The following is a 15,344-nucleotide window of genomic DNA, read 5'->3' as shown; positions in this document are numbered from 1 at the left end:
CGCGGGACCGCCGGAGCCTGCTTGCGGCCCGGCGCGCCTGCCGCTACCACAAGCTTATGTATACGCCCCCTGCCTTCCGCGATGACGACCTCGCCAGCATTCATGCCGCCATGCGGGAGGCGAGGCTGGCCAACCTGGTCACTGCAACCGAGCAGGGCCTGGTCGCGACCCCTCTGCCGATGATCGTCGACGAGACTGAGGGCCCATATGGCGTGCTCTATGGGCACGTCGCCAAGGCCAACCCACAGTGGCAGACGCCTCCCGTCGGGGACGCCATGGCCATCTTCATGGGCCCGGACGCCTATGTGACGCCGTCGTGGTACCAGACGAAGCAGGAGACCGGGAAGGTTGTCCCGACCTGGAACTACGTCGCGGTGCACGCCTACGGACCCGTCGAGTTCTTTCAGGATGCAGACCGGCTGCTCGATGTGGTGACCCGCCTGACGCGGCTCTACGAGGAGCCAAGGGCGGAGCCGTGGGCCGTCAGCGACGCGCCCCCCGAGTTCATTGCGGCGCAGCTGCGCGGCATCGTGGGTGTCCGCATCCCCATCGTTCGCGTCGAGGGCAAGCGCAAGATGAGCCAGAACCGGCCCGAGGCGGACCGCCGTGGCGTGGCGGCGGGCCTGGCGCACAGCGAACGCGCGTCCGAGCGGGACGCAGCCCAGCTCATCCCGCTTTAGGCAGCTGGCCGGCCTCCGATGTCGCGGCCGCGCCACGCTGTGTCACCTGAAGCCGACTCTCCACGCCGTTTCGCGTGCTTCTGCGGCCTTCGGAACGAGTGTCGCCGGGGAGTCTCGCGGGTGCGCCACGCAAAAATCGCAGAGCAATTCCAGTGCTGCGAGGTTATGGTTCGGCCAAGAGCAGCCGCTGGCCAGCCTTCGGGCGCCCCGCTGCAGGCGCGCTCACAGACATAGGGAGTGAGACATGTCGGAGGCCGCCGAGAAAGGCATGAAGACGCGCCGCCGCGTGCTGGGCGACGCCCATGTCGATCGCGCGGAGGCCGCCAAGACAGCGTTCGACGCCCCTTTCCAGGAGTTGATCACCGAAGCGGCCTGGGGCCGCGTCTGGTCGCGCGACACGATCTCTCTGCGCGAGCGATCCATGCTGACGATTGCGCTGCTCGCCGCGCTCGGCAACGACCAGGAGCTCGCGATGCACATCCGGGCCACGGCCCGGACGGGCGCCTCGAAGGAGGACGTGTTGGACGCTCTCCTGCATGTGGCCATCTACGCCGGCGTCCCCCGCGCCAATCATGCGATCGCCATCGCACGGCAGACCTTCGCCGAGATGGAACGGACCTGACTCGGATGGAAAGCCGAGGGGAGGGGAAAGACATGCCCAAGCCAGCCGAGTTCTACCAGCGCAACCGGCTGATCCAGCCGCCGGCGCTGACGCCGAACTACAAGACGAGCGTCGCCCGTTCGCCCCGCCAGGCGCTGCTTTCCCTGCAGAATTCGATGTCGGAGATCACCGGGCCGGTGTTCGGACACGGCGATATCGACCCGATCGACAACGACCTCATCCGCAACTTCGCCAAGACCGGCGATCCCATCGGCGAGCGCATCATCGTCCACGGGCGCGTGCTGGACGAGAACGGCCGCGGCGTCCCCAACACGCTGGTCGAGATCTGGCAGGCCAACGCCGGCGGCCGCTACCGGCACAAGAAGGACACCTATCTGGCCCCTATCGACCCGAACTTCGGCGGCTGCGGCCGGACCTTGACCGACGAGCAGGGCTACTACTTCTTCCGCACCGTGAAGCCGGGCGCCTATCCCTGGCGCAACTGGGTCAACAACTGGCGCCCCGCGCACATCCACGTCTCCGTGTTCGGCACGGGCTTCGTGCAGCGCCTCATCACGCAGATGTACTTCGAGGGCGACCCGCTGATCCGGCACTGCCCGATCGTCAACTCGATTCCCGACCCACAGGCCATCGATCAACTGATCGCCCCCTTGGACATGAACGCCGCCATCCCCCTCGACTGCGTCGCCTACAAGTTCGACATCGTTCTGCGCGGGCGCCGCTCGACGCTTTTCGAGAACCGCCTGGAGGGGAACTGAGCCATGCCGCAGCCCTTGAACTACCTGCGCGAGACGGCGTCCCAGACGGCCGGCCCCTATGTCCATATCGGCCTGGCGCCGGGCGCCGCCGGCTTCGAGATCTTCCGCCGCGAACTGGGCCGTGACATCGCGGGCCCGGAAGCTCCGGGCGAGCGGATCCGCGTCGAGGGTCTGGTCATCGACGGAACCGGCGCGCCCGTGAAGGACGTCCTCATCGAAGCCTGGCAGGCGGACGCCGCCGGGATCTACCCGCACCCGGAAGATCCCCGACATTCCGAGGCGGCCAAGGGCTTCCGCGGCTGGGGCCGCATCATCACCGACTTCGACACGGGCCTGTGGTCGTTCGAGACGATCAAGCCCGGACGGGTGATGGGGCGCAACGGCCGCCTCCAGGCGCCCCATATCTCGCTCTGGCTGGTGGCGCGGGGCATCAACATCGGCCTGAACACCCGCCTTTACTTCGACGACGAAGGCGAGGCCAACGCGATCGATCCGGTGCTCAACCTCATCGAGCAGGTCGACCGCCGGTCCACCCTGGTTGCGCGCCGGTCGAACCGGGACGGCGCGCCCGTCTACCGTTTCGACATCCGCCTCCAGGGCGAAGGCGAGACCGTTTTCTTCGACATCTGAGCGCCTGCATGACAACCGCCGCCGACAATCCCTGCATCATCTGCGTGGCCATTACCGGGTCGTTGCCGACCAAGGAGAACAACCCGGCGGTGCCCATCACTGTCGCCGAGCAGATCGAGAGCACGCATGAAGCCTTCGAAGCCGGCGCTTCGATCGCCCATTGCCACGTTCGCGATAATGCGGGGAAGCCGACCTCCGATCCCGAGCGCTTCGCCAGGCTTCTGGAGGGCCTGCGCAAGCATTGCCCCGGCATGATCGTCCAGCTTTCCACGGGCGGGCGCTCCGGCTCCGGCAGGGAGCGGGGCGGCATGCTGAGCCTGCGGCCTGACATGGCGTCGCTGTCGGTCGGCTCCAACAATTTCCCGAACCGGGTCTACGAGAACCCGCCGGATCTCGTTGACTGGCTCGCCTCGGAAATGCTGGCCTATGGCGTCAAGCCCGAGATCGAGGCCTTCGATCTCAGTCACATCGTGCAGGCCACGCGCATGCAGGCGGACGGCCGCCTCAAGGGCCCGCTCTATGTTCAGTTCGTCATGGGCGTGAAGAACGCCATGCCGGCGGACGAGCGCATCTTCGATTTCTACATCGAGACCCTGAAGCGCCTGGCTCCGGACGCCTCGTGGTGCGGCGCCGGAATCGGGGCGGCTCAGGTCACGGTGAACGAGTGGTGCATCGCCAAGGGCGGGCATACCCGCACCGGGCTCGAAGACAATGTCCGGCTCGACCGCGACAAGCTTGCGCCCTCCAACGCCGCCCTGGTGCGCCGCGCCGTGGAGATCTGCCATAAGCACGGCCGGCCGGTCGCGACCTGGCGGCAGGCCCGCGAAATCCTCGACCTGGACGCCCCCCGGGGATAGTGGCTGTGGTCCAGGCGCCAGGAGCGCCGTAAAATCGTACGCAAAGGCCGCCAGCATCGTGCGGTCAGATCTGTTTGCCGTTCGCGGGGAGAGTCGCATGGACGCGAAGACCGAAGACAACTCAGGCAAGTGCCCCTTCCAGGGGGACAAGCGGGGCCGCCGTAACCGCGATTGGTGGCCGGACGCTCTCGACGTCGAGGTGCTGCACCGCCATTCCGCGCTGTCGGACCCGATGGGCAAGGACTTCGACTACGCCAAGGAGTTCAAGACCCTCGACCTCGACGCGGTCATCAAGGACCTGCACGCCCTGATGACGGACTCGCAGGATTGGTGGCCGGCCGACTTCGGCCACTACGGCGGCCTGATGGTGCGCATGGCCTGGCACAGCGCAGGCACCTACCGCATCACCGACGGGCGCGGTGGCGCCGGGGCCGGCCAGCAGCGCTTCGCGCCGCTCAACTCGTGGCCGGACAACGCGAATCTCGACAAGGCGCGGCGACTCCTGTGGCCGATCAAGCAGAAATACGGCCGCAAGATCTCCTGGGCTGACCTGATGGTGCTGGCCGGCAACGTCGCGCTCGAATCCATGGGCTTCAAGACCTTCGGCTTCGCCGGCGGCCGCGTGGACGTCTGGGAGCCCGAGGAGCTCTATTGGGGGCCCGAGGGAACCTGGCTTGGCGACGAGCGCTACAGCGGCGAGCGCCAGCTCTCAGAGCCCCTTGGCGCCGTCCAGATGGGCCTCATCTATGTGAACCCCGAGGGCCCGAACGGCAAGCCGGACCCGGTCGCGGCGGCGAAGGACATCCGCGAGACGTTCTTCCGCATGGCCATGAACGACGAGGAGACGGTGGCCCTCATCGCCGGCGGCCACACCTTCGGCAAGACCCACGGCGCGGGCGACCCGTCGCTGGTCGGGCCCGAGCCCGAGATGGGCGCCATCGAGGACCAGGGCCTCGGCTGGAAGAGCAAGTTCGGCAGCGGCCACAGCGCCGACGCGATCACCGGCGGACCCGAGGTGATCTGGTCGCAGACGCCGACCCGCTGGAGCAACTACTTCTTCGACAACCTGTTCAACTTCGAGTGGGAGCTGACGAAGAGCCCCGCCGGGGCGTGGCAGTGGCAGGCGAAGGGCGCCGAGCCTTCGATTCCGGATCCCTTCGATCCGTCGAAGAAGCGCCTCCCGACGATGCTCACGACAGACCTGTCGCTGCGCTTCGACCCGATCTACGAGAAGATCTCGCGCCGGTTCCACGAGAACCCGGACCAGTTCGCGGACGCCTTCGCCCGGGCCTGGTTCAAGCTGACGCATCGCGACATGGGGCCCGTGGCCCGCTACCTCGGCCCGCTCGTGCCGAAGGAGACCCTGATCTGGCAGGACCCGATCCCGGCTGTCGACCACGCGTTGATCGACGACCAGGACGCCGCGGCCCTCAAGGAGAAGATCCTGACCTCGGGCCTCACCGTTCCGCAGCTCGTCTCGACGGCCTGGGCGTCCGCGTCGACCTTCCGCCGCTCCGACAAGCGTGGTGGAGCGAATGGCGCCCGCATCCGCCTGGCGCCCCAGAAGGACTGGGAGGTCAACGAGCCGGCGCAGCTCCAGGCGGTGCTGCAGAAGCTGGAGGGGATCCGGTCCGACTTCAACGACTCCCAGGCGGGGGGCAAAAAGGTCTCGATGTCGGACCTGATCGTCCTGGCTGGCGCCGCGGGCGTCGAGAAGGCCGCGAAGGAGGCCGGCCTGGACATCCGCGTGCCGTTCACGCCGGGTCGCGCCGACGCTTCGCAGGAGCAAACGGACGTCCAGTCCTTCGCGCCGCTGGAGCCGCGGGCGGACGGTTTCCGCAACTACATCAGCGGCAAGCGGCAGTTCATGAAACCCGAGGAGGCGCTGATCGACCGGGCCCAGCTGCTCGGCCTCACGGGCCCGGAGATGACCGCGCTGATCGGCGGCCTGCGCGTCCTCGGCGCCAATACCGGGAACTCCAGGCATGGCGTCTTCACGGACAAGCCGGGCCGGCTAACCAACGACTTCTTCGTCAACCTGCTCGACATGCACACCCAGTGGGCGCCTGCGCCCGGTCAGGACGGCGTCTACGAGGCGCGGGACCGCAAGACCAATGAACTGAAGTGGACGGGAACCCGCGTCGACCTCATCTTCGGCTCGCATTCCCAGCTTCGGGCTTTCGCTGAGGTCTACGCCTGCGCGGATTCGAAGGAGAAGTTCGCGAAGGACTTCGTCGCGGCCTGGAACAAGGTGATGAACGCGGACCGCTACGATCTCGCGCGCCACTGAGCGAAGCGAACACCAAGGGACGGCGCTCGGGTCACCGAGCGCCGTTTTCTGAAGGTCCCGTTGGGGCCGTCGCCTTAGCCTTTTGGGGACGGCCGCACGCTCGACGGTCCCTGGCCGCGGCGGTAGACCATCAGCGTCCTCTTGAACGTGACGACCACGGTTCCGTCCTGGTTGTAGCCCCGCGTGCGCACGGTCACGATCCCGACCTCCGGGCGCGAGCGCGACTCGCGCTTTTCCAGCACCTCGGACTCGGAATAGATCGTGTCTCCCTCGAACACCGGGGCCGGAAGCCGCACCTCGTCCCAGCCCAGGTTGGCGAAGACGTTCTGCGAGATGTCGGTGACGGACTGCCCCGTCACCAGCGACAGCGTGAAGCAGGAGTTCACCAGCGGGCGCGCGAATTCCGTGTGCGTCGCGTAGTGCGCGTTGAAATGAGGGTGCGCCGTGTTCTGCGTCAGCAGCGTGAACCAGGAATTGTCGGTCGGCAGCACCGTCCGGCCCAGCGGGTGCTTGTAGACATCGCCGACCTCGAAGTCCTCGTAGAACCGTCCCTGCCAGCCGGGCTTCACTTGCGTCTCGGTCATATGCCAGCCCCTCTGCTCAGCGGAACGCCCCGCCGCCGTCCACGTCGAGCGTCGCCCCGCTCACGTAGCCGCAGGCCGGCGACGACAGGAACGCGGCCGCGTTGGCGATCTCCTCCGGCTCGATCAGGCGGCCAAAGGGCAAGTTGGAGAGCAGGTCCTGCCAGCGGTTCTCGTCGCCGTAGCGCTCGCGCGCCCGCGCCTTGGACAGGGTCACGCTGCGGTCCGTGCGGGTCATGGCGGGATTGATCGCGAATACGCGCACGCCCCAGGCCGGGGAGGCGCCGCCGACCGCGCCGGTGAACGCCATCAGGGCGGCGTTGCCGGTGGCTCCGCAGACATAATCGTAGCGCGGCGAGCGCCCGGCCGAGCCGATGATGTTGACGATGACGCCCGAGCCGCGCGCCTTCATGCCGCGCAGGTAGAGCTGGCTGAGGTGGATGTAGCCCATCACCTTCAGGGCCCAGGCCTGCTCCCAGGTCGCCATGTCGAGATCCAGCAGCCCCCCGCCAGGGATCGCGCCGGCGTTGTTGACCAGGATGTCGGCCTCGCCATGCGCCGCGGCCAGCCTCTCGCGCTCGCCGGCCTGGCTGAGGTCGCCCGCGAAGATCGCCACGTCCACGCCTGAGCCCGCGAACGCAGCGGCGGCGTCCTTCAGCCGCGCCTCGTTGCGCGCCGCGAGCACGAGGGAGCATCCCTCGGACGCGAAGGTCCTGGCGCAGGCCAGCCCAATGCCCATCGACGCGCCGGTGATGAGGACGCGCTTGCCCTTGAGACCCAGGTCCATGAGATCACCCGTGCGGTTCTGCGGCGGCGTACCAGTCGCGGATCGCCGGCCCTGTTGTGAAGATCACGTCAGGCGAGCGCTGGAGCAGGTCCAGCATCGCCACGAGCTCGTGGAAGCGGTGCGGCACGCCGATGAGATGCGGGTGCAGGCCGATGGCGAGCACGCGGGGGTTCTCGGCGACCTCCTGCTCGAACAGCCGCAGCGTGGCCTCGAGACGCCGCGCCATCTCGCCGGTGGCGTGCTTCTCGACCGCGTAGATGATGGAGTCGTTGATCTCGACGTTGTAGGGCACTGCGAGGAGCGGGCCCTCGCGGGTGGTCATCCAGGACGGCAGGTCATCGACCACCCAGTCGAACACGTGGTCGACGCCGTTGCGCACCAGCAGCTCGGGCGTCTGGACGGTTTCACGCAGGCCCGGCGACAGCCAGCCGGTCGGCCGCTTCCCGGTGAAACGGGCGATCTTCTCGACCGCGGCGCCGATCACCGCCGCCTCGCCGCCCTCAACGTGGTTGCTGGCCTTCTGGTGCATGCCGTGGCCGATGAACTCCCAGCCGGCGCGCAGCATGGCCTCGGACGCTTGCGGATAGGCGTCGACGACGCCGGCGTTGAAGCTGGTCGACGCGGGGAGCCCCCGCTCCTGAAAAAGCTTGATAATGCGCGGCAGGCCGGCCCGCATGCCGTAGTCCGCCCAGGAGAAGTTCGGGACGTCCGGCGCCGTCTCCCGGCCGTGCGGCGGCGTGATGATGGTGCGCGGCATCGGCTGGTCGAACTGCCAGTGCTCCACGTTCACAACGAGATGGACGAGGATGCGCTTGCCCTCCAGGGGCGGCAGCCGGGGACGTTCGGAGGAGAGCCGGTAAGGAATGCGGGGATTGGCCAAGCTTCGCTCCTCGGTCGTTAGTGCGGCGCCTGGTGGCCGCGCATGTCGGCCATGATGGCGGCCTTGTAGGCGATGAACTCGGGGCTCGTGACATCGTCGACCGAGCGCGGCCGCCGCAGCGCGATCGGGATGTCGCGCGCGATCCGACCCGGACGCGCCGACATCACGCAGACCCGGTCGGCCAGCAGGATGGCTTCGTCGATGTCGTGGGTGACGAACAGGACGGTCGTCTTCAGCCGCTGCCATACGTCGAGAAGCAGTTGCTGCATCGTGAGCCGGGTCTGGGCGTCCAGTGCGCCGAAGGGTTCGTCCATCAGGAGCGCACGCGGGTTCATCACCAGCGCGCGCGCGATGCCGACGCGCTGGCGCATGCCGCCGGAGAGCTGCGCGGGAAGCGCGTCGCGGAAGCTCTCCAGGCCCACAAGGCGGAGCATCTCGGCCGCGCGCGGCTCGTAGTCCGCCCTGGAAAGCCCCTGCACCTTGGGCCCGAACGTGACGTTGTCCCACACGGTGAGCCAGGGCAGCAGCGAGGCCTCCTGGAACACGACGGCCCGGTCAGGCCCCGGCCGCGCTACGCCAGCGCCGTCGAACAGGATGGCTCCGTCCGTCAGCCCCTCGAACCCGGCCAGCAGGTTGAGCAGGGTGGACTTGCCGCATCCGGACGGACCGAGGAGCGCCACGAACTCGCCTTCGCCAATCTGGAGGTCCACGTCGGCGAGGGCCTGGACCCCGGCCTTGCCGCCATAGGTCTTCCCCACGGCCTGGAAGGAAATCGCGCCCATCGTGAACCTCAGGCCGAGAAGGATTGAAGGCGTCGCCAGCGCAGCGCCCAGTGGTCGAGTAGGACGATCAGTCGGTCGGAGATGAAGCCCATGGCGCCGATCGACACCATGTCGGCGATGACGATCTCCATCCGGCCCACGTAGTAGGCGTCCCACAGCACGTAGCCGAGCCCGGACTTCACCGCGACCATCTCGGAGACGATCACCGCCGTCCAGCCGATGCCGAGGCCGATGCGCAGGCCGGTGAAGATGGAGGGCAGGGCGGCCGGCAGCACGACGCGGGTCAGGATCGCCCACCGGGAGGCGCCCATCATCTGGGCGGCCCGGATCCAGTTGCGCTCGACATCCCGCGCGCCGTGCATGCTGTTGATCACGATGGGATAGAAGGCTCCGAGCAGGATCAGGAACACGGCCCCGAAATCGCGGATGCCGAAGATCGCCAGCGAAATCGGCAGCCAGGCCGTGATGGGGACCGGCCGGAGGATCTGGATGGTCGGGTCGACGGTCGAGGCCACCAGCCGCGACCAGCCGATCATGACTCCGAGCGGGACGCCGATCACGATCGCCAGGCCGAAGCCCTTGGCCACACGGATCGTCGAGAACGCGACGTTGTCCCACCAGGTCCCGCTATAGGGGTTCAGCCCCAGGCCGGGCTTGCCGAAGGCCCACATGAGCCACCCATCCCAGACGCGGGCCGGGCTCGGCAGCGCGCCCCCGAACAGCGCGCCATCCTTGGACGACAGCTGCCAGATGGCGACCAGAGCGATGGGCAACGCCAGTCCGGCGGCCACTTTCCAAAGCTTCTGGGCGACGGGAGCCAGAACCTGCCCAATGCTCTCGCTGGCGGACGAGACCCTGGCGGGTTCGGCTTCAAGGGGGCCGGCGGCGGCAGGCATGGCGGTCTCCGGATTAGAGCGGTCGCCTGGGGCGCAGGCGAGATCATCTTTGTGGCGGATGCGGCCGCGGGGGGACAGCCGCATCGCGCGCGAATCAGCCGCCCGTGGCGGACCTCACGAAGGAGGCGTCCCAGTACTTGTCGATCTCGCCGGAGACGTCCTTCTGGATGACCCCGAGGTCATGGAAGGCCTTGGCCTGCCGCTTGATCTGCTCGGGCGTGATCACCGGGCCGAGCTTGATGACCTCCGCCACCTTGGCGGCCACCGGCGGCTCCAGGCCGGTCAGCTTCGCCATGGCCTCCGAGAAGTCCTTCGGGGACTTGGACAGCTCGTTCATCTTGGCCACGTAGGCGTGGACGAAGCGCTCCAGGGCGGGGCGCTTCTCCGCCGCGGCGTTCTTGGTCGCGACCAGCATGCCGAGTTCCGCGCCGACCGCCTTCGACTTGCTGTAGTCGAGGTTCTTGGCGAAGTAGCCGTAGCCCTGGATCACCGGGATGGATTCGAACGGCTCCCAGGTCACGATCGCGTCCACGTCCCCGCGCTGGAGCGCCTGGTCGAAGTTGGTGCCGGCGCCCTGGATGTTCACGGCGTTGAAGCTCGTGTACGGGATGCCGAGTTCGGTGAGCGTCGCCGCGAACTGGAACCACACGGCCGAGCCCGGCGCGATGCCGACTTTCTTGCCCTTCAGGTCTTCCCAGCTGTCGAGCTTCACGCCCGTGCGGCCGATGACGTATTTGGGCGAGGAGCCGACCCCCATGATCCCGACCACGTTGGTCGAGCCGTTCGCGAGGGCGATGGCGAGGTCGGCCGGGCCGACGGCCGAGGCGTCCAGCGAGCCGGAGAGCAGGGCCGTGCGGGCGTCCGCATAGCGAGCGAACTCCACCAGCTTCAGCTCGACGCCCTGCTTCTTGAGTTCGTCATCCAGCAGGATGATGGGCGCCAGGTGCCCGACCTTTTGGTAGCCGACGGTCAGCGTGACCGGCGGATTCAGCGGAGCGGTCTCGGCCCGCGCGGCGAACGGCGCCGTCGCGGCGACGGCGAGGGCCAGGAGGCCCCCCAGCATGGTACGACGCTGCATCACACACCTCCCAAGTGCAGCTTCACGATCGGCCCTCGCGCGAACCCCTCATTCGCCACGAAAAACCGGCTCCCTCTTCTCGCGGAAGGCCGCCTGGCCCTCCCGATAGTCGGCGCTTCTGAAGCAGGCTTCCACCAGATCGGCGACGGCCTGCGAGTTCTGTTCCGCCTCCGGGCGGGCGAGTTCAGCCAGGGCGCGCTTGGCGGCGCGCAGGGTGAGCGGGGCGTTGCCGGCGATCATGCCGATGCGGCCGGCAAGCTCCTCTTCGAAGCGCTCGGCCGGCCAGACCTGGTTGAGGATGCGCAGCGCAGCAGCCTCTTCCGCCTCGATGATGCGGGCCGACAGCATCACATCCGCCGCCACCGTGAAGCCGAGCTTCTGGACGAGGGTGCGCACCCCCTTGAAGCTGTAGCCGAGGCCCAGCCGCGCAGCCGGAACCCGGAAGCGCGAGCCCGTCGCGGCGAACCGCAGGTCGCAGGCCATGGCGAGCCCCATTCCGCCCCCGAAGCAGGCGCCTCGGATCGCCGCGACCGTGGGCAGGCTGGCGCCCACCAGCGCCGCGTCCCCCGCCGCCACGGCCTCGTCATAGGCCGCCACGCTGGCCTCGCTGTCCCGGGCCTGGCCGAACTGGGAGATGTCAGCACCCGCGCAGAAGGCCCGGTCTCCAGCCCCGGCGAGCACGATCACCCTCACGTCCCGATCCGCCTCGGCCCGCGCCACGAGTTCCGGCAACATACGCCACATGCCGAGAGTCATGGCGTTGCGACGGGCTGGATTATCGATCACCAGCTCGGCGACGCCGTTGCGGGCATGGTAGCGGATGGTGGGCTCGGTCATCTCACACCACCCCCGCGCGGCGCAGCTGCTCGATCTCGCCGGCCTGGTATCCGGCACGGGCCAGGATCTCGTCCGTGTGCTCCCCAGGGTCGGGCACGGCGCTGACCACGGAAGCCGGCGTCCGCGAGAGAGCGACGGGCTGGCCGACCACGCGGATCTCGCCCCGGGCAGGATGATGGACGGGGGCCGCCATTCCCAGGTGCTGCACCTGCGGATCGGCGAAGACCTCGTCCATGCGATAGATGGGGCCCGCGGGCACATGCTCCCGCTCCAGCCGCTCGAGCCATTCGGCGGACGTGCGCTGGCTGAACACGTTCGCCAGGATCTCGCGCAGCCGGGGGCGGTTGCGGAAGCGCTCGGCCTGGGTCGCGAAGTCCGGATCCTGCATGAGATCGGGGCGTTCAATGGCGCGGCAGAAGCTCGCCCAATGGCCTTCGCCGCCCACCCCGATATTGATGAAGCCGTCCGCCGTCTCGACCACGCCCATCGGGGTGGAATAGGGGTGGTCGTTGCCGGCCTGCCCGGGGACCTTGCCGTCGACGAGGTAGAGCGCGGCCTGGAAGTCGCAGAGCGCGATCTGCGCCTGCAGCAGCGACGTGTGGACCCATTGGCCCTCGCCCGAGCGCTCGCGCTCCTGGAGAGCCACCAGGATGCCGGTCGCGGCGTAGATCCCGGCCGTGCTGTCGGCCACAGCCACGCCGGCGCGCACAGGACCCTGCCCGGGAAGGCCGGTCACCCACATCAGCCCGCCCATGCCTTGGGCGATCTGGTCGAAGCCCGCGCGGTCGCGGTAGGGGCCCGTCTGCCCGAATCCCGAGATGGAGGCCAGGATGACGCGCTTGTTCACGCGCCGCAGGGTCTCGTAGTCGATGCCGAGCCGGTCCTTCACGTCCGGCCGGAAATTCTCGACCACCACGTCCGCGTTTTTCACCAGCCGGAGAAACACCTCGCGTCCCTCGGGCCGCTTGAGGTTCAGCGTCACGGACCGCTTGTTCCGGTGCAGGTTCTGCATGTCGTAGCCGTGCCGCGGGCCGGACATGTTCTCGTTCGGGTCGACCCCGGGCGGCGCCTCGATCTTGATGACGTCCGCGCCGAAATCGGCCAGCACGCGGCAGCAGGTCGGGCCGGCCCTGACGCGTGTCAGATCGAGGACGACCAGGCCGTCGAGCGCCCGGGAGCGTGGAGGCGTCGTCATGCGCGCATCTCCAAAGCGGGGGAGGGGGGAAAGTCTGGGGCCAGCTGATCTTGCAGGTCCGCCGCGAGCGCCAGCAGCGCGCGATCCGATCCCGGCGGCCCTACAAGCTGAACGGCGATCGCAGCGCAGCCCTCGTCCTGGCCGGCCGGAATCGCTATCGCCGGCCATCCGAGCAGGTTGACGAAGCGCGTCAGGGCCGAGAGCTCATAGAGCGTCCGGGCGTTGAAGGCGCGGCAGGCGGGATCGCAGGCGGCGACGCTCGGCGTCTCAATCCGCATCACCGGAAGCAGGAGCGCGTCGGCTCCGCCAAGAAGCTGGGCCGGGTCTGCGGCTCGCAGCGCGGCCATCGTGGCGCGCGCCGCTTCCACCTCGGCGGCCGGAATCGCAACTCCCTTGGCCAAACGCCGCGCAAGCGTCGGGTCGAGCGCGCCGCCTTCGAGGAGCGCCCGGTGCTGCTCCGCGGCCTCGGCCTGCAGCAGGGTCAGGCAGGGCGCGTCGCAGCGCTCCATCAGGGGCAGCAGTTCGAGTTCCTCGGCTGGAACCGGAAGAGCCCTTCGGACGGCGTTGAAGGCCTGGGCCACAGCGGGCCGGCATCCGGCCAGCACGTCTTCGGCGATCGCCACCCGACGGATCGGACCCGGTGCGGCTGGCGCGAACAGTTCCGCGACACGCGCCAGAACGGCGGGCGAGGCGGCCAGGACACCGATGCTGTCGAGCGACGGCGCGAGCGGCATGGCGCCGGCGGCGGGAATGAGCCCGTGCGTCGGCTTCCAGGCGCTCACGCCGCAGGCCTGGGCCGGGATGCGCAGCGACCCGGCCGTGTCCGAGCCGACGGCGAAGTCGACCAGCCCCGCCGCGACGGCCACCGCCGAGCCGGAGGACGACCCGCCGCAGATGCGGTCCGGGTTTCGCGGATTGAGGGGGCGGCCGTAGGCCTCGTTCGCGCCGGACGGCTCATAGGCGAGCGGCGTCATCTGGGTGAAGCCGACGCGAGACGCGCCAGCCCGGTCCAGGGTCTCCAGCACGGCGGCCGTTCCGGCGGGCTTCGCCCCTGGAGCCGTCGCCAGGCCGCATCCAGGCGCCCGGCCCGGCGTGTCGAACATGTCCTTGGCCGCGTAGCTCAGCCCGGAGAGGGGGCCCTCGGCCGCCGGCGGGAGCTCCTGGGCCACCTCCACGAAGCACCGCAGGCGCCAGCCGCCGTACCGGACGTGCGCGAGGCGCTCCGGGGCGCCGCTCTCGAGTTCCGGTCCAGGGGAGGGGGCCATGGCGGGGATCAGTAGGACCGCGGCATGCCGAGCACGTGCTCGCCCACATAGGCGAGAATGAGATTCGTCGAGATCGGCGCCACCTGGTAGAGGCGCGTCTCGCGGAACTTGCGTTCGACGTCGTATTCCGCCGCGAAGCCGAAGCCGCCATGGGTCTGCAGGCAGGCGTTCGCGGCCTCCCAGGACGCGTCGGCGCAGAGCAGCTTGGCCATGTTGGCTTCCGCCCCGTAGGGCTGCCCGGCGTCGTGCAGCGCGGCGGCCTTGTAGCGCATGAGGTCGGCCGCCTGGGCGTTCACATAGGCGCGGGCGATCGGGAACTGGATGCCCTGGTTCTGGCCGATCGGGCGGTCGAACACGGTCCGCTCGCTGGCGTAGCGGCGCGCCTTGTCCACGAACCAGTAGGCGTCGCCGACGCATTCCGCCGCGATGAGCACGCGCTCCGCGTTGAGCCCTTCGAGGATCGTCTTGAAGCCCCGGCCTTCGGCGCCGACGAGGTTTTCGGCCGGAACCTCGAGGTTGTCGAAGAAGACCTCGTTCGTCTCGTGGTTGACCATGTTGCGGATCGGGCGCAGCGACATGCCGGCGCCCAAGGCCTCCTTGGTCTCCACAAGGAAGACCGAAAGCCCTTCCGATTTGCGCGCCACCTGATCGAGCGGCGTGGTGCGCGCCAGCACGAGCACCAGGTCCGAATGCTGGACGCGGGAGGTCCAGACCTTCTGGCCGTTGATCACCCAGCGGTCGCCCTTGCGCACGGCCGTGGTCTTCAGCTTGGTGGTGTCCGACCCGGTCGTGGGCTCCGTGACCGCCATGGACTGCAGCCTGAGCTCGCCGGAGGCGATCCGGGGCAGATAGCGCTGCTTCTGCTCGGGCGAGCCGGCCCGGAGCAGGGTGGACATGTTGTACATCTGTCCATGGACGGCGCCCGAGTTGCCGCCTGACCGGTTGATCTCCTCCATGATGATGGAGGCCTCGGTCAGCCCGAGCCCGGAGCCGCCATAGTCGTGCGGGATCAGGGCGGCGAGCCACCCGGCGCGCGTGAGGGCGTCCGCGAAGGCCTCCGGATATGCGCGCTCCTCGTCGACCTGGCGCCAGTAGGCGCCGTCGAAGCGGCTGCACAGGTCGCGGATCGCGTCGCGGAGGTCGGCGTGGTCGTGGGCGGAAGGCAGCGAGACGGGCATGCGTGGGGTCCCTGAGTCCCACCCAGTA

16 protein-coding genes are annotated in these 15,344 nt (G+C 68.8%); 6 read left to right on the top strand and 10 right to left on the bottom strand.

The window, feature by feature from the left end; all coding sequences use genetic code 11:
• The first annotated feature begins 56 nt into the window (after window positions 1-56).
• The 6 genes from SLNSH_RS18170 to katG all read left to right on the top strand — a co-directional run bounded on the left by SLNSH_RS18170 (window position 57) and on the right by katG (window position 5,837).
• A complete protein-coding gene (locus SLNSH_RS18170) occupies window positions 57-680 on the top strand; it encodes an FMN-binding negative transcriptional regulator (RefSeq protein ID WP_106338445.1) in 624 nt (207 codons plus the stop codon).
• Window positions 681-924: 244 nt separating this feature from the next.
• Window positions 925-1,302 (top strand): 4-carboxymuconolactone decarboxylase, encoded by a 378-nt coding sequence (pcaC, locus tag SLNSH_RS18165; protein ID WP_106338443.1) that lies wholly within the window; start codon window positions 925-927, stop codon window positions 1,300-1,302.
• A 32-nt stretch (window positions 1,303-1,334) separates the two neighbouring features.
• Window positions 1,335-2,060, top strand: coding sequence for a protocatechuate 3,4-dioxygenase subunit beta (gene pcaH / locus SLNSH_RS18160; RefSeq protein WP_106338441.1), 726 nt, complete (start codon window positions 1,335-1,337; stop codon window positions 2,058-2,060).
• A gap of 3 nt (window positions 2,061-2,063) precedes the next feature.
• Window positions 2,064-2,690 (top strand): protocatechuate 3,4-dioxygenase subunit alpha, encoded by a 627-nt coding sequence (gene pcaG / locus SLNSH_RS18155; protein WP_106338439.1) that lies wholly within the window; start codon window positions 2,064-2,066, stop codon window positions 2,688-2,690.
• 8 nt (window positions 2,691-2,698) lie between these two features.
• Window positions 2,699-3,547 carry a 3-oxoadipate:acetyl-CoA acetyltransferase gene (locus tag SLNSH_RS18150; RefSeq protein ID WP_106338437.1) on the top strand — a complete coding sequence of 283 codons (849 nt, stop codon included), beginning with the start codon at window positions 2,699-2,701 and terminating at the stop codon, window positions 3,545-3,547.
• Window positions 3,548-3,644: 97 nt separating this feature from the next.
• Complete coding sequence (gene katG, locus SLNSH_RS18145) at window positions 3,645-5,837, top strand: catalase/peroxidase HPI (RefSeq protein ID WP_106338435.1); 2,193 nt, start codon at window positions 3,645-3,647, stop codon at window positions 5,835-5,837.
• 74 nt (window positions 5,838-5,911) lie between these two features.
• Here the strand turns inward: katG and SLNSH_RS18140 are convergent, their stop codons facing one another.
• The 10 genes from SLNSH_RS18140 to SLNSH_RS18095 all read right to left on the bottom strand — a co-directional run bounded on the left by SLNSH_RS18140 (window position 5,912) and on the right by SLNSH_RS18095 (window position 15,316).
• Entirely contained in the window at window positions 5,912-6,421 is a 510-nt protein-coding gene (locus SLNSH_RS18140; RefSeq protein ID WP_106338433.1) for a MaoC family dehydratase, read from the bottom strand.
• A 16-nt stretch (window positions 6,422-6,437) separates the two neighbouring features.
• The gene (locus SLNSH_RS18135; protein WP_106338432.1) at window positions 6,438-7,205 is read right to left on the bottom strand and encodes a short-chain dehydrogenase/reductase; all 768 of its coding nucleotides are present in this window, start codon (window positions 7,203-7,205) and stop codon (window positions 6,438-6,440) included.
• A gap of 4 nt (window positions 7,206-7,209) precedes the next feature.
• Entirely contained in the window at window positions 7,210-8,085 is an 876-nt protein-coding gene (locus tag SLNSH_RS18130) for a polysaccharide deacetylase family protein (RefSeq protein ID WP_106338431.1), read from the bottom strand.
• Between the two features lie 17 nt (window positions 8,086-8,102).
• Entirely contained in the window at window positions 8,103-8,867 is a 765-nt protein-coding gene (locus SLNSH_RS18125; protein WP_106338430.1) for an ABC transporter ATP-binding protein, read from the bottom strand.
• Window positions 8,868-8,875: 8 nt separating this feature from the next.
• Window positions 8,876-9,763, bottom strand: coding sequence for an ABC transporter permease (locus SLNSH_RS18120; RefSeq protein ID WP_106338429.1), 888 nt, complete (start codon window positions 9,761-9,763; stop codon window positions 8,876-8,878).
• A 94-nt stretch (window positions 9,764-9,857) separates the two neighbouring features.
• Window positions 9,858-10,841 (bottom strand): ABC transporter substrate-binding protein, encoded by a 984-nt coding sequence (locus tag SLNSH_RS18115; RefSeq protein WP_106338428.1) that lies wholly within the window; start codon window positions 10,839-10,841, stop codon window positions 9,858-9,860.
• A gap of 48 nt (window positions 10,842-10,889) precedes the next feature.
• Entirely contained in the window at window positions 10,890-11,678 is a 789-nt protein-coding gene (locus SLNSH_RS18110) for an enoyl-CoA hydratase (RefSeq protein WP_106338427.1), read from the bottom strand.
• 1 nt (window position 11,679) lies between these two features.
• A complete protein-coding gene (locus SLNSH_RS18105; protein ID WP_106338426.1) occupies window positions 11,680-12,873 on the bottom strand; it encodes a CaiB/BaiF CoA transferase family protein in 1,194 nt (397 codons plus the stop codon).
• Window positions 12,870-14,138: an amidase family protein gene (locus SLNSH_RS18100; RefSeq protein ID WP_106338425.1), complete on the bottom strand. Its 1,269-nt coding sequence runs from the start codon at window positions 14,136-14,138 to the stop codon at window positions 12,870-12,872. The genes SLNSH_RS18105 and SLNSH_RS18100 overlap by 4 nt, the downstream gene beginning before the upstream one ends.
• An 8-nt stretch (window positions 14,139-14,146) precedes the next feature.
• On the bottom strand, window positions 14,147-15,316 hold the full coding sequence (locus SLNSH_RS18095) for an acyl-CoA dehydrogenase family protein (protein ID WP_106338424.1): 1,170 nt from the start codon (window positions 15,314-15,316) through the stop codon (window positions 14,147-14,149).
• Window positions 15,317-15,344 lie beyond the last annotated feature (28 nt).

It is taken from the genome of Alsobacter soli, assembly GCF_003004785.1.
Lineage (GTDB): Bacteria > Pseudomonadota > Alphaproteobacteria > Rhizobiales > Beijerinckiaceae > Alsobacter > Alsobacter soli.
This window is presented reverse-complemented; position numbering and strand designations above follow the sequence as displayed.